This is a genomic window from Streptomyces sp. NPDC002640, assembly GCF_053592575.1.
Genome location: NZ_JBSFVZ010000005.1, coordinates 290587 through 314741, shown reverse-complemented (window position 1 = coordinate 314741; position 24155 = coordinate 290587). Strand labels below are relative to the sequence as shown.

Below are 24155 nucleotides of genomic sequence, written 5' to 3'. Positions count from 1 at the left end.
GTGGAGCCGCTGGGCGGGGTTGGTGCTGTTACTGCCGCGCGGGAAGCAAGCCGGCGATGGCCAGCTGGTCCCGAACGAGGTCGTATTCGTCGTCGGTGAACCTGCCCAGCGCGTGCAGTCCAGCCAGGTGCACGCGCAGGTTAACCGCGTCCTGCAGGAAGCGGTGCTGATACCCGAACACGACCTGCCCCCCGGCGTCCATGCAGAACAGGTCGGAGCCGAGGCCCCGGTTGACGATGTCACCGATCTTCCGGAGCGCCTCCTGCCGCCTCGCTTCGTCGGCCTGTCGCTTCATGGCCGCTTCCTGCGCACCCCGCTGGACGTCCTTGGCGTTCTCGTACTCCTGCTTCCACTCGTTGAACAGGGCATGCTCCCTGATCCGCTGCCGGACCTCCTTCACGGTCCCGAGACGGCCGATACGACGGGTCTTGGTCTTCAGCGTGAGCGTCGTGGGGACGGAGTCGTAGGCCCGGTCAGCGAAGTTGGCCAGGTCACACTCCCAGCCATCGGCAGGCGTCGGGACCGTAACTACGGAGATGGTCTTGGCTGCGGTGGAAACGACCCGCGCCACCTTGAGGGTGACGTGACCAAGCCCCATCACCTCCCGGCCGGTCAGGACTCCCAGAATGTCGTAGGCGGCGTGGGAGGACCCCGCCGTATCGATGACGACCACGAGGTCGTCGGCCTTCACGTCAGTGGTCTCGGAGACGGCCGGAATGCGGACCTCTTCCTCCGGCACGGCTCCGAGCATGATCCGGCTGTGAGGGGTGTCTCGCGGCACGGAATCGTCGGGCCACAGGTCCAGCCACAGACGGGAAGAGATCCGGTTGACCTCGTGGTACGCCTGACGCAGCTTGTGTCCGTATGCCGGATCGTTCAGCAGGCTCTGCATATGCGGTACTCCTTCGAACGGGGCCACGGTCCGGTCGCCGTGGCCTGCCGTCCCGAAAGCTAGAAGCGGCCGGCTGCAAGTCAGCACTCGCGGCGAATCCTCTACCACTGCCTCGTCACAGCCCTCCCTCAGCTGATTGCTGGGTAGCGTGGCTGACGCCCGCAGCTGAGCCATCGGGGTTATGCGCTCTCCGCCGGCCCCCCGTTCCGCCTCGTCCAGCACCTCCAGGGCCGGACAGTCCCCGCGCGTTGCGCGGCCGGCAGCTCTGAGCACTACGCGCAGATCGCTACACGCCAAAAGGGCCCCAAGGCGCCCGAACCACCGCTGCAAATGCCTGCGTTGATGGGAGGCGCGCAACGGCTGAGTGGCGGCGCCCGAGATCCGTGGGATCGGGTTCCGCCACTCAACCTGCGGCCAACCACGTGTCTACAGAGCGGTGTTGATGACCTCGGAGCCGTAGACCGCCTCCAGGCGACGGAGGGCTTTGTCCCTCTCCCTCAAGACGTAATCGGTCCGCTCGTACGGGTCCAGCTCCAGGTCAGCTCCGGTAGCCCACAGAGGGCCAACCACCGCTGCGATCTCTGCCGCAGCAGCGGCCCAGTCCGCATGGGCGTTAGCCGGAACGTCCAGGAAGAGCAAAGTCGGATGCGGCTGGTACGGGCCGTGCAGCAGCTTCCCCGTCTTCCGGGCCAGCTCGTCTGCTCGGCTGCGGAGGTCCTCGTGCGGGCACCGCCCGGTGATGAACTGTTCCCTCACCTCGATGCCGACCTCCGTCAACTCGGCCACCCGCTCAGCCGAGTACTGGAAGTCCCGGTGCATGCGGGCGCACGTGTCCTCCTCGGGAAACCGGCTGACGACTTGGCCGTCACGCCACTCGTACCCGGCGCCGAGCACTACAAGGATCTGATGCAGAGCTTCCGTGCGGTGCGGGTAGCCGCACGGGTAGCGCTCGATCAGCTGACGAACGGTTTCGTCGACGCTGGCCATGGATGGGCTCCTGGAGTTTTTGGTGCAGGGCGGTGTGTGGGGAGACAGCGGCAGGTTCAGCGTCATCGCTGGTCTGTCGCGGTGATAGGTAAGCACCGCGTCGGTGCCCTCCCCAGAAGTGGCGAGTTGCCGTATGAGGTACCGGGCATCAAGGCTCAAGCGCTGGCTCCGCACGGTCTTCGGATGGTGCGGACAGCAGGGTTCTCGATGGAGGCCGCGGTCGAGGGGCCGCACGAACTGCCGCCCGCACCGTGAGGGGGTCACGGTGCGGGCGGCAGTCATCGACCGGCTGAGGGGTAGGCCGGTCGGCGGTGCCGCGCCCGCAGGGGAATGCAGGACGCGGCTGGCAAGGAGGTCAGGTTGTGAAGATCAGCGTAGGAAACCGGCGCTCGATCAAGCGCCAGGCCCACGAGGAGACCTGAGCAGCCTGCTGGGGTTCCACTCCAGACTCCCAGCGCAGAGCGCTGGGCAGGCCGTACATGATCAGCACAGCCCGGATGGCACCTTCGATCTGCTCCTGGGTCAGGTCGGAGGGCAGGCAGTCCGTGTGGCCGCCGTAGGCGTAGCAGAGCAGCGCGTGCACATCATTGGGACCGAGAGCGAGCGGGCCGACATCCAGCCGCAGCCGGTGGTCGGCGCCTACGGTGGCCGTCACAGCGCTGCCTGCACGTCGATGCTGGCGGGCAGAGTGACGGTGACGTCCACCCGGACGCCCTTCCACTGCGCGACCACGGTGTGCGTGCGCACGAGGCGTCCGTACATCTCCACCGGGGCACAGCTCGTGACCTCGCCGCCCAGCGCCTTCACGTACGCCTGGAACGCCTCCAGCGTCTCGTGTTCACGCTGGAGGTACCCGTACAGCGCCCGGTCGTCCTCCGGCTGCGGGATCGGGATCGACCAGTGCGGCGTCGGCAGCTCCGGGAACTCGGTGAGGAGCTGCGACAGTGCGAACGCGACGGCACGCTGGTGGCCTGCCGGGGTGGTCTCCCTGATCGTCTCGGTGTACGCGGTGGTCATCGCTGCTCCTGGGTCGTTCGATTGCTGACGACCCAGAAGGTAGGAAGCGGAGCGGCCACAGTCCCGTTCCCGCGAATCCGGCGACTCCTCAGCCCAGAGTCGAGGTCCGCTTTCTCAGTCCGGCGGCAGTTGACTGCCGGACCTGTCGCCCTTGTGGTGGTCCAGGTCGGGCGCGTAGCCCTCCGCTCGCAGGAAGGCGTCGAGAACGGCCGCAACGAGGTTGCCCACGCCGAGGCCGCCGCGTTCGACGTTGTACGCGTTGAGGCGGCGCTTCAGCTCTAGCTGCTCAGGGACGGCGTAGTTCAGCTGTTCCCTATCCACTCCCCGGCGCATCAGGAGGGCTTCGGTCTCAGGATGCGGGCTGAAATCCGTGACTGCACCGCCCTCGCGCTCTTCCTGAGCCTTCAGGGCGTCGGCCAGCTCCTGGGCTTTGCGGGCCAGGGATACTCTGCGCGGCACTTCTTTCCTTCCACGTAGGGACACCTAGGGATACGGCTATGGAAACGGCTATAATTCTAGGCGTTCGGACGGATGAAAGCCTAGTACTACCTAGCGACGAATGCCCGCCACCTGGGCAGGTGGCGGGCATTCGTCCTTCCATAAGAGCTGGTCAGAACCGCATGACCCTCAGCCACCGGTCAAGAGCGACCGTGACGATGTCGGCAGGGGGCATCTTTTCCAGCCGGTTCAGGACTCGGTACATGGCCAGCCGATGGTTCAGTTGCAGGTCCCTCGGCACCTGTGACTTGAGAGATTCACGCGTGATGAACCGCTCGTTGAGCACCACTTCAGCCGGACGGATGTCCTCAGGGGTGCCGTGCCCCGTGTATCGGTTCCACGGCGGCAGCATGTCGTCGGCCGAAGCCTTGCCACCTCGAAGGAACCAGTCCACGGCCACAGCGACCAGGTCGGCCGGCGGGATGTGGTTTATCCGGGACACGACCTTGAGCAGCTGCAGCCGGTGAGGGATCTGCAGCTCGGCAGGCACCGATGCGTTCAGTGCCTCCCTGGTGATGAACCGCTGGTTCAGGATCTCCTCAGCTCGAGGGAACCCCTCGTTGACCGGCGGGGGAACATGCCGGTCCCACTGGCTCGTGACGGTGACAGGGGCCTGCGCCGAGCGGCGTTCGAGCGCGGCGCCGGGGGTGTCCCCGCTGGCACCTTGGGTGCCGTCAGCCGCCGCTTCATCGGCCGTCTGATGCCCGGTCGCAGGCTCTGCCACGGCCGGCTGGGCTGCCTCTACCCGAGGCGGGACAGCAGCAGCCTTCTCCTGGGCATCAGCCACACGATCGCCGTCGGAGCTCTTGGGAGCCTGCTGCGTTTCTGGAGTCCGCGCTTGCACCGGGATGTCAGCAGAACTCGGGGAGCCTCCGCTCTGAGTAGAGATATCCCCGGCGTCCGGCTTGTCGACCGGCAGCGCCGCCCCCTCCGCCGCCGGGGCAGCAGTCGCCACTACCGCCCCTTCGTCGCCGGGGCTGTGCTCCATCTGCTCCTGTGCGGGCGCTTCCTCCGGCCCCGAGGTCGTGACCCGCTGACGCCCGGTATCTGCGCCTTCGACGTCCGTCACCTCAGAATCAGCAGCCGGCACGCTGACCGGCTGCTCCGCCGCCACCTGGGCGACGGAGCGTCCGCCGTTCTGCTCCGCCGGGGCAACGCCAGCATCCCCTGCATCGCTGGAGCCTTCTGCGGCAGATGCCTTCGGAAACTTCGGCGGCGGCGGAGTCCGTCGTGCCGTCTCAACGGGGGCCTCGGCCACCTTGGTGGTGCCTTGGGTTGCAGCAGCCGTCTTCTTGGTGCCCTTACGGGCTCGCAGCGCAGCCATGCCGGCCTGCGGCTGCGTCGACGATTCATCGGCCATACTTCTCCACCGCCTCCGCGACAGCCTTCATCTCCTCGACGAACGGCGCCGTCCGCTTGGACACCGGGCTCGCACAGATGGGCACCCGAAGCCGACGCTGCGGGATCCAGTAGTAGTCACCCACGGCAGGACCGATCTCAGCCTTGTTCTCCTCTGCGAGGCGCTCAAGCTCGTCAAGCAGCCAAGCGGCAGGGCTCCGCCCGACCTTGTACGGGATGAGCAGGAGAGGGTAGTCCGGCAGGTTCTTCAGAAGGCCCTCCAAGGCACGGAGCTCCTCATTCCCCAGCACAGCCGGTACGACGGTCACACGAGCAGCCGCCATCGCCCCGTAGGTGGACTCACTTCCGCCCGGGTGGGTGTCGACCACCAGGCGCCGCTTCAGGTCACGCGACCACTGCAGCAACGACTCGGCCACCGCCTCGGACCGCGGCTGGTTGCGCTCGAAGTCGGTGTGGCCAGGAATGAGGTCCGGCTTCCGGCCTCGACCGGACAGGGGCTTAGGCGTCTCGCCAGTCTGGAATGCCCGAATGAGAGGCGATTTGAGCCTGGCCTCTTCGAAGTAGCCCCATCCACGGGTCACCCCGCCCCAGTCCCACTCGAAGTCGGTGAGAACGCCGTCCAAGAGCCAGGCCAGCTCCTTGGCGGTGCGGCTCTTACCCACGCCTCCCTTGAAGCCGGCCACAGTGACAACGTCCGGCTCCTGCTCCGGCGGCACGTACGCACCGCCGGCGTCAGTCGACTCTCCCTCCTCATCATGGCCCTCGTGCTGAGCGGGAATGGCGGTCGCGCCTTCGGCGGTCGCGTCTTTCAAAGTCTCGCTGGTCATGCGTTGCCACCCCTCGTGAGGTGGCTATCGTTGGTCTTCACGACTCTTGCTCCTTGCAGACGGTTGAGGGTCGAGCACCTTGCGCCCGTTGGGGAAATGCCTCCCCGGCGGGCGCTGTGCGTTTCAGGGGCGACGAGAGCGCGCTCGCGCCTCCCCTGACGGGCTCTATCTTGCCGGACAGCGGCCCGGCATCTGGAACCGGTACAGCGCTGCTTGTGAGTTTTAGTGCACCAGCGGCGCTGAAACCAGCCTGGACAGCCCGCCCCCAAGGTAGCTGTCAGCCGCAGCCCGGCGTGGGTTGCCGCGCGAACCGATCCGACTACAGGTGGCAATAACCGGCCTGAAATGGTCACTTCCATCCGCAAGCATCACTTAGTCGCACAAACTCCTGGATACCAGCAACCAAGCATGCGTCACATCTGCCGACAGTCGACACAGGTGGTAAACCACCGTTGACGGTTGACAACCGGATATCTGCCAACCCAGCGGGCCCCGCCACCATCCACGGTCGCCACAGCTGTCAACGTCCGGCGTGGCAAATGCGGCGACGCCCCTACCCGAAGCATCAGCGTTGCCAAGGGTCCCGAGGCGCCCCTGTCGGTGTTCCTCCCTCATGGATGGAACTGCCGCGACTGGATACCCATGGGTGCTCGCATTGCATCCGGCGCCGCCGCACGGCAGGAAACCGCCTGTCAGCTCATCTGACAACACCTGCCAGCTGCGGCGGCGGTTGGCTACGCCCTTGCCATCGCTGCCAACTGCCGCCCGCCAACCGAACCGCAAGCAGCCAGACTCGGTATCCAGGCGCAACCGGGTCGGCCCAGGACAACCGTCTCCCGCGGGAGACAGTGTGGCGTTCCAGCTACTCCGGCAATCCGTCCTTGGCAGCGGGTATCCAGCCCAGCCGCGAGGGCATATCCGGGCGACCTCCCTCGCAACGGCTACTCCGCCGCCGTATCCGGTGCGCTCCGGATACGGGTATCCATCCCCTCATCGCAGTCTCTTCCTTGTCGGACAACTGTCTCCCGTGGGAGACAGCGAGTGTCTCCCACGCCACCTACGCAGACTGCGCGGCACCTCAGGTCCGCCGCGCCGCCGCCTCGGCCTCCGCGAGATGCCGCAACGCAACCTCGTCGGAGGCCGGCGGCACCCCTTCCAGTGCTGCCTGGGCGCGGATGTCCCTGACCACTTGGCGGAGATGAGCGGCCGTGCTCGCCTGCTCCGAAGGCGTCTCGTCGTTGCCATCGAGGTGCCAAGCGAGGTCGTCCCACCACTCATCCAGGTCCTCTACCGCGATGAATGAAGACCGGACTGACAGCAGGTTGAGCGCGGCCTGGCGGACCCGAGCGTGCCCCGAGGTGACCCGCCGGGTCTCTTCCGCTTCCTGGGCCGCCCGCGCTTTCGCCAGGCGGGGAGTGCGCAGCTCCCACTTCGTCTGGATGGCCAGGCGCAGTCGCTGCAGTCGAAGGGCAGCACCCCCGCGGGACTCGATGCCCAGAATGACGCCCATCTCCCGGCCCTTGAGCCCGTTTCGGAAGCAAGCCTCGAGCACAGCGACCTCCTGGACGTCGACCAGCTCGCGCAACCGCCGGATCAGCCGGAGACGGTCGAGGTTGTTCTCCCGCAGGGCTACCCGGGCGTCGGCAAGTTGCTGCTCTTCTTCCTTCGTCCGCTTCCTCAGAAACTCCAGGCGGTGCACCGGCCGCTCCATGACCTCTTCCCGCTCCCGGAGATAGACCAGGACTCCGAAGATGTCCTCCGGCGCAGGGAACAGCTCCAGGTCGCGATCGCCGGCCTGCCGGTGACGCTTCCTCACGCGCTCGACGACAGGTGCTGTAGCTCGATCCCTCAGGGGTTCTGGCGTTCCTCGTGGCATGGCCAACAGCATGCCGGTTTGTCTTCACAGTAATGACACGCCTCTCCGGAAATGCCCCTGGCGGAAAAGCTGACCTCCTCCTGCACATTCGGGCACGCGTGCGACCAGGAGGAGGTTTCTGCAGCTCAAGCGGCTACCCGGACAGCCCGGCCACCGTACTCCCACTCGCTCCGGACAGCCCCCACCACCCAGAGCCGGACAGCCCGCCACCGAACGCCGCCGACCGCTCCCGCCATCCGCAGCCAGCCACGCTCGCAGCAACCGCCCCTTCTCCCCCCACACCCCCTTCCACCCCCTCCGCCCAACACCCCGCCTCCGGTCTCCCCAGGCCCACCTACGAGGCCTGCTGGTACTGGCCCCGGCGGTTCACGCCTCCGCCATGCCCGGAGCGCCACAGGGCGCTCCGGGCGGGCGGTGGTGAGCCCGGCCTGAATGGCCGGGCTCACCACCGCCCTGCCCGGCCCCGCCCCCCGGGCCCGGCAGCCGCCGGCCCGGACCGACAACGGCGCCCTGCGGGGCACCTCGGGCCCCGCAGGTGCGCGCGCCTCGCTTCCCTTCGTGCTCCTAGTCCCCCTGGTCCCGCTCGGGCCGTCACGGGCCCGTCGACCCTCTGCTGCGCCGTTCAGGCCGCTCCGCGGCGGTACCACCCCGAGTGCCGGCCGCGGTGTACACCCTGCGACCCCAGGGAGCGCCATGGGTACACGGCCGCTCCGCGGCGGCCCCAGCCGTCCGTCCGCCGCCTCAGGGACCGCCAGCGCGCTCAGGAGCACCTTCGAGGCCCTCTCGTGCCCACACCGCTGCCCCGGCACGTAAGGGCACCGGTAGGTGAGCTGGCCGAGCCCCCAGGCGAGACCGCGAACCACCGGGCCCGACACCAGCCCACCATCAGCACCACCCCGCACCCTCGCCGCGCAGCGGCCCGACCCCGCCCGCCGGTCGCCTCCGCCGCGGAGCGGCCCGGCAACCAGCGCGCAGCGCACCACCGCATCCCAGCCGAGCCCGTAGGGCGCACGGCGCCCCGCGCCGACCCCGCCAGGCCCGGAGGGCCGCCCCTCCTCTCTTCCCCCACTCCTTCCTGCCTTTACTTCCGCCTCTAACGGCACCTGCGCCGTGAGGCCGCTTCGGCTCTGACCTGGGCGTACGGCTCCAGAGCGAACAGGTTTCCTCCACCAGGTCAAGGTGTCCGGTCTGGTTGGTACTTCTCGGGCCGTTCGTGTTCGTCGGGACGGTAGGAGAACCGATGCCGAGGCCAGTGTCGAGAGAGGTCACGCTGCTCCCTGAGGGGGTGCCGCCAGCGACTCCGCGGCGGCGTGCGGCGGTGCTGCGGAAGGCGTCGGCCGGCGGGGCTCCGCGAGGTGATGGAACGGCGCGGGGCGATGGGTGGCAGCGCACGGTCGCTGACGAACTGATGCTGGCGGGCGCCACACGGTTCGGCGTCATGACTGTGCGCCAGGCCGCACGCCGGTACTGGCATGGGGTGGAGGAGACGGCTCGGCAGAGAATCCGCTGGCTCCGCGAGGCGGGCTATCTACGCATGTCCTCGGATGTCCGCTGGGCAGGGGCGTGCGTGTGGACAACGGCGCGCGGCGCCCGGGCGGGCAGCACTGAGCTCCGCCCTCCGGAGTGGCCAGGGGAGCGGCTGCTTCACCGCCTGGCCGTGACGGACGCCGCGTTCACGTTCGAGCTCGGCGGCGCCCGGGTGCTCTCGGAGCGCGAGGTCCGACGTGCTGAGGCGACGACATCCGGTCGGGCGGAGCAGGTCGCCGCTGCTCTTACGGGGCAGCCCGGTTCCACGCTCGACGGCCGGGGGCGCGAGCGGTTCCTGTGTACCCCGGTCGGTGCGGGCGGCCGGGTCCACTACTCGGATCTTGTGGTCGCCGCACCGCTGGGGCTGGTGGCTATCGAGGTGGAGATCACGGCGAAGAGCCCTGCGGAGATACGCCAGGTCCTGCGGTCGTACCGGGACGCGCGGGAGATCTTTCCCCAGGTCGTCTACTTCGCCACGGAGCCGGTGATGGCGCTCCTGCACGGTCATGCACACCCCCGCACGGGTGCCTGGTCGGACGGTGTCGCGCAGCAAGTCGGGCTGCTGCCCCCGGGACCGCCGCAGTACCGGCCCGACAGCCCGTTCGTCGTTCGGCACTTCCAGCCGAAGGACCCCGGCGTCGCCTATCAACTCGACCTGCGGCAGGTGCCGGACACCTGGCGGGTGGATTTCACGCGGTGGAAGCAGTTGCGCGAGCGGTGGTCAGCGGAGGCGTCCGGCGTCGGATTCCTGGCCTGGTGGCAGCAGCAGGCGTAGCCGGAGAGAGGGCGCGCGGTGCGGATCAAGAGAGCAAGGAGAGCGGGGATGGCGTGGATCACATGACGGAGATGAGGCGGGCTGAAGACGAGTCCGTAGCCGCGTGGCTGGGTGCGGTCTGGGGGATGACGCTGCTTGCGGTGTGCGCGCCAGCCATCCCGATCGCGGTCGTGGGACGGCTCGCGGTACGGGTGGGTAATCAGGCATGGCGAGTCCTGTCGGCCGCCGCTGGCGTCTGCGCCGGCGTGCTGTTCGTTGTGGCGTGGGTGATGGAAGGAACCGCTTCCGGCGCGGTCGACTGGCACGTCGCGGCAGTGGTCGGACTGTGGCAGGACATCGCGGTCGCGGTGGGGTGGAACCTGCCGCACGAGATGTCCGTGACGGCTGCGCTGGGCTGGATGGTGCCGCTGTCGGTCCCGGTGGGACTGGCTTCGGCGGCCGTGTGGATCGCGGTGGCGGACTTCCAGGCGGGGATCGAGCCGCAGTTCGAACTCGACGAGGTCCCCGCGGTGGCGGAGCTCAGCAAGGCCGAGCGGCGTGCTGCGGGCAAGACCGCCGTACGGATGCAGACCGGCGCGTACACGGACGCCACGACGGTGCGCCGTGACTTCCTCGGCCGGCAGGTGGAGATACCGGGAACGGTCGGCTTCGGTACCGGTCTGGCCGGTCTGCCGGTCGTCGCCGAGCACGATGGGTTCCTGCGCCCGACGTTCGTCCAGGGCGTGCCCGGCTCGGGTAAGACAGCCGTGACCAACTCGGTCGGCGCGCAGCTCATCGGGCTCGGGTCAGGCTGGGTGGTGGTCGACTTCAAGGGCGGCCGGGACGTGGCCGCGCACTACGCGGAGGTCGCGCAGGTCCATGGGCGCCGCTTCCTCCACTTCGATTTGGCCGACCCGAACGGCTCGCCGTACACACCGGTCGCCCCTGGTGCACCGTCGTCGCCGGCGTTCTACGACCCGCTGGTGCGCGGCAACGCCACGTCGAAGTCGGACATGCTCCTGAACTCGGTGGGGCGCGACGGGGACGCTGCGGTCTACTTCCGTAGCGCGTACGAGTACACGCAGCTGGCGTACCAGGTTGCCGACTGGTCGGGCTACAACGTGGGCAAGGGCGGCTTCGAGTGCCTCGTCGACCTGCTCGACATCGAGTTCCTGCAGAAGGTCGCGGACGGGATCGACATCGACGCGGTCGCCTCTCGGGTACCGCCGGCTCAGCACGTCGCGGCCCGTCGGGCGGTGCACGAGGTGCGCGAGCGGGTTGCCACGATGGTGGCGAACTGGCGGCGTGATGAGCTGACGCGGTCCGCGGTCGCGGATACGCAGCGCCTGATCTCGACGTACAGCAACGGTCCGGCGGCCGGGCAGTGGCTGCGCCCTGGGCCGGTGGAGCAGACGATCGACCTGCGCCGAGCGGCGCACGAGGGGGACATCGTCGTCTTCTCCCTGAACGTCTCCACCTACGGGTCGCTCGCCAGGACCCTGGGCACGCTGGTGCTGCTGGACATGCAGAACACCACGGACATGCTGCGGCGCGACATCGCTTCGGGTGTGGCCCCGCAGTGGCCGCTGTACATGCAGGTCGAGGAGTTCGGTTCGGCGACCGGCGATGCGGTGCTCGGCCTGTGCAACAAGGCCCGTGACGCGATGGTCCGGCCGATCCTGTCGACGCAGTCGTGGGCGGACCTGGTGGCCGTGGACGGCACGGGGGTGTGGGCGAAGCGGGTGCTGGAGACGTGCGGGAACTTCCTGTGCCTGCGGGTCAACGGGGCCGAGGACGCCCAGGTGCTGTCCGGTCTCACGAGTCAGGTCACGAAGATCTACGCCCGGATGCAGCACCAGCTCGACCGTCACGGCCGCCGTCGCACGAAGCGCGGCGGGCTGATCCAGCGGGATCCCCGCAGGGAGCCGCGGGTGCCCGCTTCCGTCTTCCAGGACCTGCCCGACCACCACATGGTGTGGATCACGAAGCACCCGACGCTGGCGACCGTGCACACGGTCGAGGAGGGCCCGAACCGGTGGTGGGAGGCAGTCCACACGGTGCTGGTCGACGTCGCCGCGCTGCCGTCGGTCCGGCCACCGGTTGTGGAGTGGAGGCCGGACGGGAGCTGGGGGCGTCCAGGGCAGGAGCCGGTGGCGCTGGTGAAGCCGCCGGCTGCGGTCCCCGTCGTGCCGGAGAGCGGCGTCCCCGGGCAGCAGGCACCCGCGGCCGGGGGGTGGGGCACGGCTCCGGCTGCTCCCGTTCCAGTGCCCGGCCGTACGGCCGTTGAGGTGCCAGGGCAGCCGGCCCGACAGGCGGGCCCCGTCAGCGGCGGGCCGGACCACTCGGACGGTGATGCCGACGGTGGTTGGAGCTCCGTCATGTCGCAGTTCGACTGAGCCTCCCGCCGGCGCACTTCAGCAGGGGTGGCCGGTCGGCCCCCGACACTGCTCGTCGCAGTCACCGCGCCCGCGCCGGGGGCCTTCGTCCCGACACCAACCCTGTCCGCTTTCTGTACTTGGAGATGACGTGACCCATCCGCAGCCCCCGTACGAGGGAACGACCCCTGCCCATCAGCACCCGCCGGTGCAGGATCCTTGGGCGCCACAACCCCAGGGCCCGGCCATGCCGTCCGGGGGGCCGCCCCCGGCTGCTCCGGGACCGTGGGGTGACCACACTGCCCCGGGACAGGCACCCTGGCCCGGCCAGCCGGCACCGGCAGCACCGGCCGGATACAACCCGGTACGCGCAGCTGAAGAGCTGTTCGCACAGGGGGCCCCGCCGCAGGGGCAGCCCCCTCAGTACATGCCGGCCCCGGCGCAGAGTCCGGCCGCGCACCACCAGGCGGCGCCGGCTCAGACGGCCAAGGAAAAGAAGAAGCAGGAGAAGGAGGCGAAGCGGAAGGCCAAGGCCGCGGCAAAGGCCAAGCCGGGCAAGTCGAAGGACGTCGCCACGCCCGCGGCCGCCGGGGAGCGGTTCGATGTCCCACGGCCTGGCGGACGGCTGAGCGGCGGTAGGGCAACCCACGTCGCCGCCAGGATGACGGCCATGGTGACGGTCTCACTCCTGGCGTTGGGCACGGTCGGCGTGATGGCGTACACCGCCGGACACCCCGCTCCGGTGGAGACCGGTATCACCAACGAGCAGGTCTCCCAGTACCGGCTGACCCCGTTCCCGGTGGAACGGGCGATCGCCTTCGCGGACCGCTACGCCCGACTGTGCGCGAACCAGAGCCCCGAGCAGGCCGAGCAGCGGCGTCAGGCCATCGCGCGTCTGTCCTCCTCCGGGGTGGACACCACGTGCGGGTGGGACGGCAAGGGCAGTCAGGTCGTGGCGTACTCGGTGTGGTCCGGCTACATGGAGCCGATCGCCGAGTACCCGCAGCACGGCTACTACATCGGCATCCAGGTTCAGCTGACCACGGGGGCGCTGCGGACCTTGTCCGTGCCGGTGTGGGTAGACGACCTGAAGTCAGGCAACGGCATGCGGGTCGTCGGCGATGTGGGCACGCTGCCGCAACCGGACCAGGCCACCCCGCAGGCGGTGAAGGACCCGCTGCAGGTCGACTCCGAACTCTCGGGAGATCTCCAGGGCAAGCTGTTCGCGGACTTCTTCACCTCCTGGGGCTCCTCGAACGGCACGACGCTGACGCGCTACGTCGCGCCGGGAGCGAGCAGCGCCGCCAGGGCGGGCCTTCGCGGTGCGCTGGATTCCCCGAAGGTGTCCGACGTCAAGGTGCTGCTCCCCAAGGGGGTGGGGGCAACGGACGGCCACAAGTGGAAGGTCGGCGATGTCACCTGGGCGCGGGTGAGCGTGCAGTGGAAGACCGGGAGCGCCCATGTCACCGAGCGGTACCGGGTGCAGATTGTGCTGACGGACCAGGGCTGGTTCGTGAAGGACATCCGGGCCGGCGTCCCGGACGAGGCGGGTGGCAAGGCTCCCGCCTCCTGACGTCCGCGGCAGCCCCGGCCTCCGGTGAGCCCCGCCCCTTGACTGCCGATACCAGCGGGCAAGGGGCGGGGCTTTCGCATGGCCGCCGGCGCCGGCAATCCGCGCCCAGAGGGGGTGTCCGCTTTGCGATCTACAACGTGAGCGTCGGAAATCCGCAGCTCACGCAAGGTGAACGCTCATGTCTCAAACCCTCTCGACCGTCGCGGCCCTCAGCCCGGCGTCTCTGCACACGCTCGCCGCTCCAACCGTGGGCGGCGTGCTGACCAACCTCGGCACCGAGGTGAAGGTGATCGGCCTGGCGCTGGCCGGTCTGATGATCGTGGTCCTCGGCATCAAGGTCATCGTCTCGATGAAGGGTGGCCAGAGCCTGCGCGAGGCGATACAGAACCTCGGCGTCCTCGGCCTCGGCGTCGCGATCATCGTCAGCGGCGCGGTGATCCTCACCATCATCCAGGGCCTCGCGACCAACACGCTCAAGTAGCGGCTGCCCCCAGCAAGGCGCAGCCGACTGGGGGCAGCTCCACACCAAGGAGCTTCATGGACTGGCACGACGGCGACGGGATCGTCGCCCACGACTACACGCGGATGAGAGACCGCCCGAAGCGGATGTTCCGGCTGGGTGGTCCGCTGCCGCAGTGGATGCCAGGCATCAACATGCAGGCCTGCGGCGTGGCCTTGCTGGTGGCCCTGTGCTGGGGGCTGCTGCTCGGGCTGATCAGCCTCGTGATCCCGCCGATGCGTGACGCGTGGTGGGTGACCGCCGCGTTGTTCGCGCCTCCTCCCATCCTCGTCGGATGGATGTGGTCCCGGCCCATCCCCGGCAGTCAACTTCGGCCCGGCTCGGAGCTGGTGGTCCGGCTCGACTACGCCTTCCGGCAACCGCGCCGGGTCCAGGGCCTGGGCCGGTCCGAGGAACCGCAGCGCCTGCACTGGCAGGTCATTCTCTGGTCCCCACCTGGCGGACCTTCCACCCGCAGTACACGAAAGGAGGTCTCCTGATGGGGGCGCTCATCATCGGATTCGTGGCGATCGTGGCCGTGCTGGCCCTCGCGTGGTTCCTCGTACCGTCGAAGAAGGACGACCTCGCCGACGAAGCGAAGAAGGACAAGAAGCCCATCAGCGGCACCAGCACGCAGGCGCGTGAGGACGCCCAGCGGCTGCCGTACCGGTACGCCGACGACACGATGTTCATCCACGGGGACTCCGTGTGGACCGCGATCCGGCTGACGACCCACCCGGAGGAGCTGGCGTCACCGGAGGAGCTCACGGCGATGGCCACAGAGCCCGGCCGGGTCTTCGCTGCACTCGGCCGGTCCGGCCGGCCGGTGGAGTGGCACCTGAAGATCGTGGAGAAGCCGGTCGACGCGGCCGCCGAGACCGCGAAGATCGTCGACGCGGCGTGGCTGCCGACGGCCAACTTCCGTGCGTACGTGGAGCGCATCGCGGAGTACCAGCAGCGGCTGGGTGCCTCCGAGCGGGAGGTCGCGCTGTTCATCAAGCTCGGGTCGCTGGCTCACGGCCCGGCGGTGGACCTGGGAGAGACGGCTGCTGAGGCACCGCGCGCCCGCGGTGAAGCCCGGCCGGGGCTGACCGCGCGAGCGGGAGAGTTCGTCACCGGCGTGGCGGAGGAGGACCTGGCCCCGTCCACGATCGAGCGGTGGCAGGCGGTCGCGGCCTCCGTCCACCAGGCGTTCGGCAGGCTCGGCGAGCCGCTTTCGCGCGCCGATCTCGTCTACCACATCCGCAAGCCGCTCTACGGGCACCTGCCGGTCCCCAAGGAACCGCTGATCCATTCCAGGGCCTGGGGCCGCAGCCAGTTCGACCTGGTCGTCGACTTCCGCGGTGACAACTCAAGGCCGACGCACATCGAGATCGAGCAGGTCGACGAGGAGACCGGGCAGCAGCTCACCTCGTACACGACCACGCTCGTCGTCGCGTCGTGGCCGGAGAACGTGCGCTTCCAGCAGTACCAGGCGTGGGCGCGGCGGGTGGGGGAGCTGGACTTCCCGGTGGACGTCTCCTGGCGCGGCACGCTGCTGCCCGCCGAGCGGTTCACCAAGGAGATCAGCAAGATCCACAACAACCTGAAGGACGAGTACGAGGACATGGTCGCCGGTGGCCGGACACCGGACCAGCAGCTGACCGACCAGGTCGCCGTGTCCAAGGACGCGGTCGACATCGCCGTGGACAACCCGCGTCCCGGGTTCGAGGGCCGGATGCGCTTCACGGTCTCCGCGCCGACGGTGGAGGAACTGAACCGGCGGGCCAGCGAGCTGAAGAAGCACCTGGAGCGGCAGGCCGGGGTGGAGGTGCTGCGGGCCAAGCGGCTGCAGTGGCGCCTGATGCAGGAATCCCTGCCGGGCGACGACCCGAAGCTGCCGATCGCCCCGTACCAGCGCATCCAGTCCCTGGAGACGTTCGGGATCGGCCTGCCCACGGCCGGGGTCAACATCGGCGACCGCACGAGCCGGGACCGCAGCGGTCACGTCCTCGGCTGGAAGGGCCCGTTCATCGGCTGGTCCGGCCGGTTCCCGGTCCACTACGGCCTGCACGTCGGCCCGGCCCGCAACATGGGCGCCGGTGTCGCCTGCGCCGGTGCGTCCGGCGGCGGCAAGTCGTCGCTGGGCCTGCTGAAGTTCTTCCAGGAGTCCGAGTCGGGCACCGAGTGCGTGGCGATCGACCCCAAGGTCGACTTCGCGCAGATGTGCTACTACCTCGCCTTCGGGGCGCAGGTGAACGACCCCGACTTCGAGCGGGAGGCGGCCGAGGGCACCATCGGCACGGCGTACTCGAAGTTCCAGCCGGTCAATGAGGAGTTCTGGGCCGAGACCCGGGTCATCGACCTGCTGAAGTCCCACGACGGTGTGCTGGACCCGTGGTCGATCACCCCGGATGTCCACGCCGGCCGGCTGGTGGCGGAGACGATGTTCGCCGGGTTCATCGGCCAGCAGATGTGGCAGCGGATCCAGGTGCCGGTCACCGTCGCCATGGAAGCGGTGCTCGACCGGTACGACCAGCGGCTGCAGGCCGCCATGTCACAGGGCGCGAGTGCCGCGCAGGCCGCGGACACCACACCGCGGCCGACCGCATGGGAGGTCGTGCAGAACATCGAGGAGCAGCTCGCGGCCGCACAGGAGGACGCCGCGAGCCGGGCCGACAAGCTCGCCGAGCTCGAGCTGGCCGTCACCGTGCTGCGGTCGCTGCGGAAGATGCCGTACGCCAGGTTGGCGTTCGCCAAGGAACCCCGGCCGTTCGAGACCGTACGGCGGCGCCGGACGGTGATCACGCTGCGCGGTCTGGAACTCCCGCAGGACGACAACCCTGACAACTGGCAGGCACCGGACCGGCTCGCGTCGACGATCCTGCAGATGGTCATGCGGATGGCCAGCCAGATGCTGGACGTCAAGCTGGAGCAGCACCCCGTGACGGGGAAGATGGCCACCCGTCCCAAGGCCCTGTTCGTCGACGAGAGCTACGTGGTGACCGCGACCCCGGCGGGCCGGTCGCTGCTGCAGCGCGCCCTGAAGCAGGGCCGTTCGTACGCAATGGTCGTCTACCTGATCACCCAGCAGGTGACCGACCTCATCCGGATCGAGGACGCGGAGTCCCGCGAGGGCGGCACGAACCAGATCCACTCCGCCTTCATGTTCCTGCAGAAGTCGGTGGAGGAAGCCCGCCGGGTCGCGCCGATGCTCAAGCGGGACCCGGACGACCCGCGGGTCATCGCCTCGCTGATGGAGCCGCACCTGGAGACCGGCGTGTGCATGTACCGCGACGCCGACAACCGGGTGGGCACGACCGAGATCGACTTGGTCTTCGCGGAGCTGCTGCGGGCCACCGACACCAACCCGAAGACCAGGCCTGCCCGGCAGGCGGTCGATCCGCCCGCCGACGTGGCGGACTGGTCGTTCCAGAGCGAGATGAACGACCTGGAGGTGGCGGCCTGATGAGCGTCGCACTCACCACTCGGCTGATACCGCCGAAGCCCCGCCGTGGTTCCGCACGGGCGGGCATGACACCCCTCGCCGTCCCCGCGGGCAGCCTCCCCGCGCCCCGCCGCCGCGGTCTGCTGGCCCGCGGTGTCCGCCGGACATGCGCGGCGGCCCGGGCAGGCGTCTTCACCGTGCTGACCGTGCTGGCCGTGGTCCTCGGAACGCCTATGTCCACAGCGCAGGCAGCCCCGTTCGGGCTGGACTGCATCGGTGTGCCGGGCAAAGGCAACTGGGGGCCCGAGTTCTACGCCTCGGCGTCCACCGTGCTGCTGCCGTCGGCTCAGCCCGAGTACGGGCCCGAGCCGACGGCCGACATGAGCAAGAAGACCGTCGCCCGGAACTACACCCTCTACGAGCTGACCAACGGCCGGGGGCTGCTGTGGTCGACGTACAAGAAGAACGTCGACGGTGACGACTCCTGCTCGATCATGGACGTCGCCGGCAACTGGATGGCCCAGACCGTCTTCGAGTTCAGCAAGTCCCTGGGCAGCTTCAGCCTGGCCATCCAGGACCTGGCCATGAACACGGCCCCGTTCCAGGACCTGTACCAGGGCAAGGACGGCACCGCCAACAGCCTGGTGGCGAAGCTGTACGCCACCGTGTGGGCCCCGCTGGGCACCGTCATGATCATTCTCTGTGGCGCGTGGGTGGTGGTGCACAGCCGGACCAAGAGCCGCTCGAAGGTGTGGCAGGGCCTGGGCGGCATGGTCGCCTCCCTGTTCATCAGCGCGCTGCTGCTTCAGGGGTCCTGGTACACGACCGTCACGTCTGAGGCCGACAAGGCCATCAACGGGTTCTCTTCGGCGATGACCGAGGTCATGCTCCCGGAGAACGCCGGCACGAAGACGGCCGACCCCTGCTGGCTAGCCGAGGGTGTCCCGAACCGGGCCAAGCGCATCAGCTCCTGCACCATGTACAAGGCGATGATGTTCACGCCGTGGGCCGCGGGACAGTTCGGGCAGAACGCCAACACCGTCATCGACAGCGGCTGGAAGGGCGACGCGAGCGGCGGGTGGGACACCGACGACTGCTCTCTCGGTTACCGGTGCACCGACATCCGCACGGCTCAGGTGATGGCGCAGACGTACACGCGCGCGGACAACCTCGACTCCCTGGGCAAGAAGAGCGACTACTTCGAGAAGGTCGCCAAGCAGATGGCCAAGGACGACCGGAAGAGCCGGTTCAACGACTGGCGGGGAGCCAACCCGTCCTCCCGGATGCAGGTCGCGCTCGCCTCCGGTGTCTCCAACGTGATCCTCGCGCCGTCAATCGACATCGTCGCCCTGTTCAAGCTGTTCTGGGAGGGATTCATCCTCATCCTGATCATCGTGCTGCCGATCGTCGGCGCGGTGGCAGCGTTCCCGCCGGCGACGTTCGCCGCCAGGGAATGGGCGAACGCCTTCACCATCTCCTTCGTCCTCAAGGCCATCGCCTGGATCGCACTCACCCTGCTGATGGCGATCTACAGCCTGATCCTGGGCAGCAACGCCTCCCTGGGCGTCCAAGTGCTGATGATCATCTTGACGGCGGCCGGACTGTGGCACTTCGCGATCAAGATGGGGAAGGGCGCCAAGCGGAGCGCTGACCAGGCCTTCGAGGCGAAGGCCGCGTACGACGACGTCACCAGCCGTGCCGGGGGCTTCGCGAAGACCCGGGCGCGGTCCGCGGCCCGGCGGGTCATCGGCGACCGCCGGCCCAGTCCGCGAGGGACACGACGGCCTCAGGGACCGAAGGGACCGAACGAGTCAACATCTGGACGCGGCGGTACGGGTCCGTCCCGGCCCGGCACCTCCGGTGGCAGGCGCCCCTCGCCGAGCACCACGGACTCCCCGACGGCTACAAGGCGTCCGGAGCCTGTGTCCGGGCGGCGCCCGGATGCAGCGAGCGGTGGCAGGTCCCGGGCGGACACACGCGGCGCCGATCCGGATGCCACGGCGAAGACCAGCAAGCGGGCGGAAGGAAGCGACAGCAGGGCAGGGACGGGCGACGACGTCTCCCGTCCGGCCGGAGGGCGGGGCCGGACGCCCGCGCCGACGTCCAGGCCGGATGGGAGCGGAAGTCCCGGCGGGGAGGCAGCGACTGCGGCTCCGCCGACCCGGGCGCCGTCCCCCCGGGCGCGTGCGAGCCGTCCCGGGCCGGAGCCGGTGTCCATCTCAGGGCCGGACCGCTCCGACCCCGTTCCTCGTCGGCGTTCACCGCGGCCTGCTCCGGCCTCGGCCCCGGAGTCGGGTGAGCTTCCCCGCCGGCCGACGAGCCCCAGGCCGCCGGTCGACGAGACGCCGCCGAGGCCTCCGGCCCCGCGTGAGGACTGAGCGGGGCACGTAGGCAGACGAAAAGGGGCTCGGCCACGGGATGATCCCGTGGCCGAGCCCCTTCTCCTTGTCCCGGATCCGGTGGTTCAGCGGATCGCCATGGCTGTCGCTGCGACGCCGCGCTGTCGCCGGTCTCCGTGCTGGCGGGCAGCCGCTCGTTGTCCTGTGGTCGCCACCCGGCGCCGCCTCACCGTGAGGTGCTGGAGGTGGCCTGTCGCTTCCGCGGCGGCCAGCAGGGTTACCCGGAGGTCGACGTACTGGTGAGCGGCCTTGTCCCACAGGCCGGCGAGGTCGATGGACAGGGACTCGTCAGCAAGACCGGCGTGCGGCGCCGTGACCAGGGTGACGACGTCGGCCGTGTCGATGCTCAGCGCCCGGGCCAAATCCTGGTCCTCGGCGACGAACCGCCCCAGCACCTCGACGAGTTCGTCTGCGGAGCCGTTGAGCGCGTAGGCCTGCACCCTGGCTCCGGGCTCATCCTCGACGCGCGTGAGGGTGACACGACCGGGCGGCAGCCGGTGCACGACTGCCACCACGCCTCCGTGGCCGACGAACACCTGACGCTCCTTGGGGCCGGACTGCATCGCCGAGAGCCACAGGCGCCCATCGCCGTCGCGGACCTGCTCCAGGCCCCCGATGTCTGCGGACCGGACGCGGTACAGCCGTGCCCGTACAGCCGCTGGGACGCCGGAACGGATCACGACGACCAGGAGGGTCAGCACGGCTGCGGTCGACAGTGAGGATGCGGGAAACACCGCGGCGGTCAGCGCGGTGACGCTGATCGCCGCGTGGCACAGCAGCACGGTCACAGCGCGGGAGCCGCGATGCCGGGTCGGCAGCCAGGCGCCGGCCGGTACCGCGAGGGTGAGAGCCCACATCGGTACGACTTCCCAGGAGGCGATCGCTTCGGGGACGCCAGCGGCCTCTCCGACCCGGCTGATGACAGCGGGGATCCACATCATCGTCAGGCAGGTTGACATCATGGCCGTCGCGACGGTGCGGTTCGCCCTGAGCCACAGGAGGAAACCGCCCAGGGCGCCCACCGCACAGACGACGAGTCCTGCCGTAGGGCTCGCTGCTGCCAGCTGCAGCGCGACGAGAGCGGCACCGAGCGCGCCGACGGTGACGAGTAGACGACGCGAACGCGGTGAGATGCGCGCGGTCTGCGGGATGGTCATGCCGGGGCCGTCCTTCTGCTGCGGGAGTGAAGCCGCCTGGGACGCTAAGGACGGAAGCGGACAGGGTCCCCGAAGACGCGTCTTCGGGGACCCTGTGGCCGATCGGTTCAGGACGTCGTAAGGACCTCGGCGTCCAGCAGCTCGTCCGCCCACGGCCCGATCTTCTTCCACTGCTGGTCGGCGGTGAGGATCCAGCCGGTGGCGGTGTCACCGTTCTCGACCTTGGCCACGGCCTGGCCGTCGGAGAAGACCCACAGCTCGGTCTCGTCATCGCTGCTCGCCGCCGCCGGGAGCGCCTTGGGCAGCTCCTCCAGCTTCAGCTCGGACCCCGCGGTGGTGAACCGCCACATCTTCCGCTCGCTCTTGGCCGCGGAGCCGCTGTCGACCAGGCCGGACATGCCGTCCGGGGTCGAGGCGCCGTTGCCGCCGGCGCTGACGCTCAGCGGGAGGGCCGGCTTGCCGTCGCTTCCCTTGACGTAGCTGAAGGTGACCTTCTCGCTGCCGGTGCCTGAGGCCGGGTTCGTCCAGCCGGTGTCCACCGTGCCGTTGACGGTGCGGTCGTCGGCCGGACCGCTGGCGACGGGGACGCCAGCGGTGTCGACGAGCCAGCAGCTCCACGGGGTGAAGCCCTCCTCGCCTGGGTTGCGGGAGAACGCCGTCTGGCACTCCTGGCTCTTCCAGTACGCCTGCACTTCGGCGGGGACCTCGTGCTTGCGCGCCGTGCGCTTACCCGCCTGCCAGTCCTTGATGTTGACGGACCACAGCGACGTGATCTTGTACTGGTCGGCAGTCGAGCTCGACCAGGTCTCGCCGGCGGGGCTGTCAGCCGCGGTGGTCTGGAACCACAGCTGCGGGGACTTCGGCGTCCCGGTGAACTGGGCCCCGGACACCGCCCCCGTCACGCCGGCTGCGGTCAGCTGCTCGCGGGTCAGGGTCACGACGGCCTTGTCGCTGCCGGCCGCGGCAAGGTCGGCAACCTTGAGCTCTCCCTCGGGGCCGCTGGCGCTCATGCCGCTCTCACCCAGCAGGGCGTACTGGAAGGAGCTGTCGAAGACGCGGCTGCGGCTGCCGGTCCCGGCAAGCTGGCCCTGGGCGGCCGGCTCGGGAACGGTGACCTGCTTGCGGATCTGCAGCGTCTCTCGGTCCAGCGCGGCGACGGCGACGCCCTGGTGGGCGACGAGGTCCTTCCCGGGACGTATCTCAAGGCCCAGGCCCGGCGTCTGTGAGGGTGTCGCGCTGCTGTCCTTGCCAGGTGTGCTCTTACCGTCGTCCCCCGAGCTGGAGCAACCGGCCGCGAGCAGGACGACGGCCGCGGCCGCCACGGCGCGGGTGGGGAAGCGGTTCATGTACCTCTCCTCGAGCTGGTCCGCCGGCACCTCGGGCGACGGAGTGGTGATCACAAAGTCGCGGCCATTTGACCACTGACTGTCCACCCGGGCGAAACCGGCTGTGCCGGTGACCGGTGGATTTCCGCAACAACCGGCGAGAGGGCACTGGCCAGCCGGGCCCACGGGCCAGTCGCCGCGGCGGGGTCATCCGGACAGGATCAGAGCCTGCACCTCCGGGATCGCGAACGCGGTGCTTGCCGCGGTCGAGAGGGCCAGGACGGGAACGAGGACGGTCTTCTCGAAGCTGCCTCCGGCGCGTATCCGCAGCGCCGCTGGCGGGGCGAACTCCCACCACCTCTTCCCTCGATGCACCAGCGGCCAGGCCAGCGGGCACCCCTGCTTGGTGATCATGTCGCCGAGGCAGTGGGTGAGGGACCCGACCGCGACCGCCAGGCCCAGTACCGGATAGCCCCGCCCGGGCGGCAGCCACCAGACGGCACCTGCCGCCGCTGCCGCAGTCACCAAGGTCGTGACCATCCACCCCTGTCGTCTTGCCCAGCGGCCCATCAGGCCCCGGATCGCCAACCCGAGCATCAGGAACAGCACGGTCACCGCCGCCGGCTTGCCGAGCAGTCCGCACGCAGTACTGACCAGGCCGCCGACGGTCGCGGCGAACACAGCGGTGTGCGTCAGGGTGCGGTGCCCGCCCGTCCGCGGAGCTTCCCGGGCCGTACGGGTCAGGTTGTAGACCGCCGTCGCGGCTCGGTCGACACCGTGCGACAACGCCGTGGAGACCGGCCCGAACGTCCTGGCGACGGTCGACGACGGGTGGTCGATATCTGGCAGCAGGGCCGCCCCCGCCGAGACTGCCGCGCCCACCGCGACCTCGGCTCCAGGAAGGGTGACTCCGCACATCTGCAGGCCTGCGGCACCGGCCATCCACACGGCCACGCCCGACAGGGCGTGGGTAGGTCCCATCACCATCGTCAGGCCGCCTGTCCGAAGAGGTCCGACACGAGGCTGGCGAGGAACTCGACGGTGGGCGGCACCCACCGGTAGGTGACATCGGCGATGCCCCCCACGAACGCAGTGACCAGGTCGCGGATGCCGCCCGCTCCGTCATCACGCACGTATCTGAGGACGCCGCATACGAGGCCGATGGTCAGCATGGCGGTCAGCAGCCACCGTGCAACACGTATCACTGGAGGATCCCTTCGAAGGTCCGTTGACGCGTCATCACCCGACCTGGTCGCCGAGCTGACTGATCAGGTCCTTCATCGACTCCCCGAAGTCCGTGACCGTCTCGGTGGTGCGGTCCAGCCAGCCCGGATCAGTGACGTCGCTGCCTTGGCCTGTCCACCGCCAGAAGCCGATGACGACGCCTGCGGCTACGAGAGCAACCAGGACGCGCTTCAGGACCCCGACCGGACCACGAGATGGTGATGACATGCCGCAGATAGTCCATGCGGAAGCGGACAAGGCCGGTGTGGGCCGGCTAAGCGATTCGTTCAGCCTGCGGGCCGATGGGCCACAGTGCTTGCTGCTCAGCTCTGCCAGGGTCTGAAGGGGCTGAAGAGCCGGGTTCACGTCTGCTTAGCGTTGGGGGGACGGACGTAGCGCGGGCTTCGCGCCCGAAGTTCGAAACCTGGAAGATCAGCCC

General features: G+C 69.3%; 20 protein-coding genes. 7 read left to right on the top strand and 13 right to left on the bottom strand.

The features are described 5' to 3' along the window. Positions 1-28 precede the first annotated feature (28 nt). The 8 genes from ACWD3O_RS09895 to ACWD3O_RS09860 form a co-directional block, all read right to left on the bottom strand. Positions 29-892 (bottom strand): hypothetical protein, encoded by an 864-nt coding sequence (locus ACWD3O_RS09895; protein ID WP_451415498.1) that lies wholly within the window; start codon positions 890-892, stop codon positions 29-31. Positions 893-1318: 426 nt separating this feature from the next. After that, positions 1319-1879, bottom strand: coding sequence for a hypothetical protein (locus ACWD3O_RS09890; RefSeq protein ID WP_451415497.1), 561 nt, complete (start codon positions 1877-1879; stop codon positions 1319-1321). Positions 1880-2234: 355 nt separating this feature from the next. Beyond that, positions 2235-2534 (bottom strand): hypothetical protein, encoded by a 300-nt coding sequence (locus tag ACWD3O_RS09885; protein WP_451415496.1) that lies wholly within the window; start codon positions 2532-2534, stop codon positions 2235-2237. Further along, positions 2531-2896: a hypothetical protein gene (locus ACWD3O_RS09880; RefSeq protein WP_351866680.1), complete on the bottom strand. Its 366-nt coding sequence runs from the start codon at positions 2894-2896 to the stop codon at positions 2531-2533. Before ACWD3O_RS09880 ends, ACWD3O_RS09885 begins: the two co-directional genes overlap by 4 nt. Before the next feature lie 114 nt (positions 2897-3010). Then, a complete protein-coding gene (locus tag ACWD3O_RS09875) occupies positions 3011-3355 on the bottom strand; it encodes a hypothetical protein (protein ID WP_332757012.1) in 345 nt (114 codons plus the stop codon). A gap of 151 nt (positions 3356-3506) precedes the next feature. Next, positions 3507-4754, bottom strand: a complete 1248-nt coding sequence (locus ACWD3O_RS09870; protein ID WP_451415495.1) for a hypothetical protein — start codon at positions 4752-4754, stop codon at positions 3507-3509. Then, a complete protein-coding gene (locus tag ACWD3O_RS09865; protein ID WP_351866672.1) occupies positions 4744-5580 on the bottom strand; it encodes a ParA family protein in 837 nt (278 codons plus the stop codon). Before ACWD3O_RS09865 ends, ACWD3O_RS09870 begins: the two co-directional genes overlap by 11 nt. Positions 5581-6658: 1078 nt before the next feature. Further along, positions 6659-7396, bottom strand: a complete 738-nt coding sequence (locus ACWD3O_RS09860) for a hypothetical protein (protein ID WP_451415494.1) — start codon at positions 7394-7396, stop codon at positions 6659-6661. A gap of 1717 nt (positions 7397-9113) precedes the next feature. Here ACWD3O_RS09860 and ACWD3O_RS09855 point away from each other — a divergent pair. The 7 genes from ACWD3O_RS09855 to ACWD3O_RS09825 all read left to right on the top strand — a co-directional run bounded on the left by ACWD3O_RS09855 (position 9114) and on the right by ACWD3O_RS09825 (position 19989). Next, positions 9114-9758 carry a hypothetical protein gene (locus ACWD3O_RS09855; RefSeq protein WP_451415493.1) on the top strand — a complete coding sequence of 215 codons (645 nt, stop codon included), beginning with the start codon at positions 9114-9116 and terminating at the stop codon, positions 9756-9758. After that, positions 9740-12133: a hypothetical protein gene (locus tag ACWD3O_RS09850; protein ID WP_451415492.1), complete on the top strand. Its 2394-nt coding sequence runs from the start codon at positions 9740-9742 to the stop codon at positions 12131-12133. The genes ACWD3O_RS09855 and ACWD3O_RS09850 overlap by 19 nt, the downstream gene beginning before the upstream one ends. 406 nt (positions 12134-12539) lie before the next feature. Continuing rightward, the gene (locus ACWD3O_RS09845; RefSeq protein WP_451415491.1) at positions 12540-13685 is read left to right on the top strand and encodes a conjugal transfer protein; all 1146 of its coding nucleotides are present in this window, start codon (positions 12540-12542) and stop codon (positions 13683-13685) included. Positions 13686-13863: 178 nt separating this feature from the next. Beyond that, positions 13864-14166 (top strand): hypothetical protein, encoded by a 303-nt coding sequence (locus tag ACWD3O_RS09840; RefSeq protein ID WP_451415490.1) that lies wholly within the window; start codon positions 13864-13866, stop codon positions 14164-14166. A gap of 56 nt (positions 14167-14222) precedes the next feature. Further along, the gene (locus ACWD3O_RS09835) at positions 14223-14684 is read left to right on the top strand and encodes a hypothetical protein (RefSeq protein WP_451415489.1); all 462 of its coding nucleotides are present in this window, start codon (positions 14223-14225) and stop codon (positions 14682-14684) included. Then, positions 14684-17632, top strand: a complete 2949-nt coding sequence (locus ACWD3O_RS09830) for an ATP-binding protein (RefSeq protein WP_451415488.1) — start codon at positions 14684-14686, stop codon at positions 17630-17632. Before ACWD3O_RS09835 ends, ACWD3O_RS09830 begins: the two co-directional genes overlap by 1 nt. After that, positions 17632-19989 (top strand): hypothetical protein, encoded by a 2358-nt coding sequence (locus ACWD3O_RS09825; protein ID WP_451415487.1) that lies wholly within the window; start codon positions 17632-17634, stop codon positions 19987-19989. Before ACWD3O_RS09830 ends, ACWD3O_RS09825 begins: the two co-directional genes overlap by 1 nt. Positions 19990-20075: 86 nt before the next feature. On the opposite strand, the gene ACWD3O_RS09820 is transcribed toward ACWD3O_RS09825, so the two are convergent. The 5 genes from ACWD3O_RS09820 to ACWD3O_RS09800 form a co-directional block, all read right to left on the bottom strand. Further along, positions 20076-21167 carry a hypothetical protein gene (locus ACWD3O_RS09820; protein ID WP_451415486.1) on the bottom strand — a complete coding sequence of 364 codons (1092 nt, stop codon included), beginning with the start codon at positions 21165-21167 and terminating at the stop codon, positions 20076-20078. Positions 21168-21274: 107 nt separating this feature from the next. After that, positions 21275-22513 carry a hypothetical protein gene (locus tag ACWD3O_RS09815; RefSeq protein WP_451415485.1) on the bottom strand — a complete coding sequence of 413 codons (1239 nt, stop codon included), beginning with the start codon at positions 22511-22513 and terminating at the stop codon, positions 21275-21277. Positions 22514-22699: 186 nt separating this feature from the next. Beyond that, positions 22700-23479: a metal-dependent hydrolase gene (locus ACWD3O_RS09810; protein ID WP_332757000.1), complete on the bottom strand. Its 780-nt coding sequence runs from the start codon at positions 23477-23479 to the stop codon at positions 22700-22702. 2 nt (positions 23480-23481) lie between these two features. Then, the gene (locus ACWD3O_RS09805; RefSeq protein WP_376620849.1) at positions 23482-23697 is read right to left on the bottom strand and encodes a hypothetical protein; all 216 of its coding nucleotides are present in this window, start codon (positions 23695-23697) and stop codon (positions 23482-23484) included. A 34-nt stretch (positions 23698-23731) separates the two neighbouring features. Then, positions 23732-23944: a hypothetical protein gene (locus ACWD3O_RS09800; RefSeq protein ID WP_325750552.1), complete on the bottom strand. Its 213-nt coding sequence runs from the start codon at positions 23942-23944 to the stop codon at positions 23732-23734. Between the last annotated feature and the right edge of the window lie 211 nt (positions 23945-24155).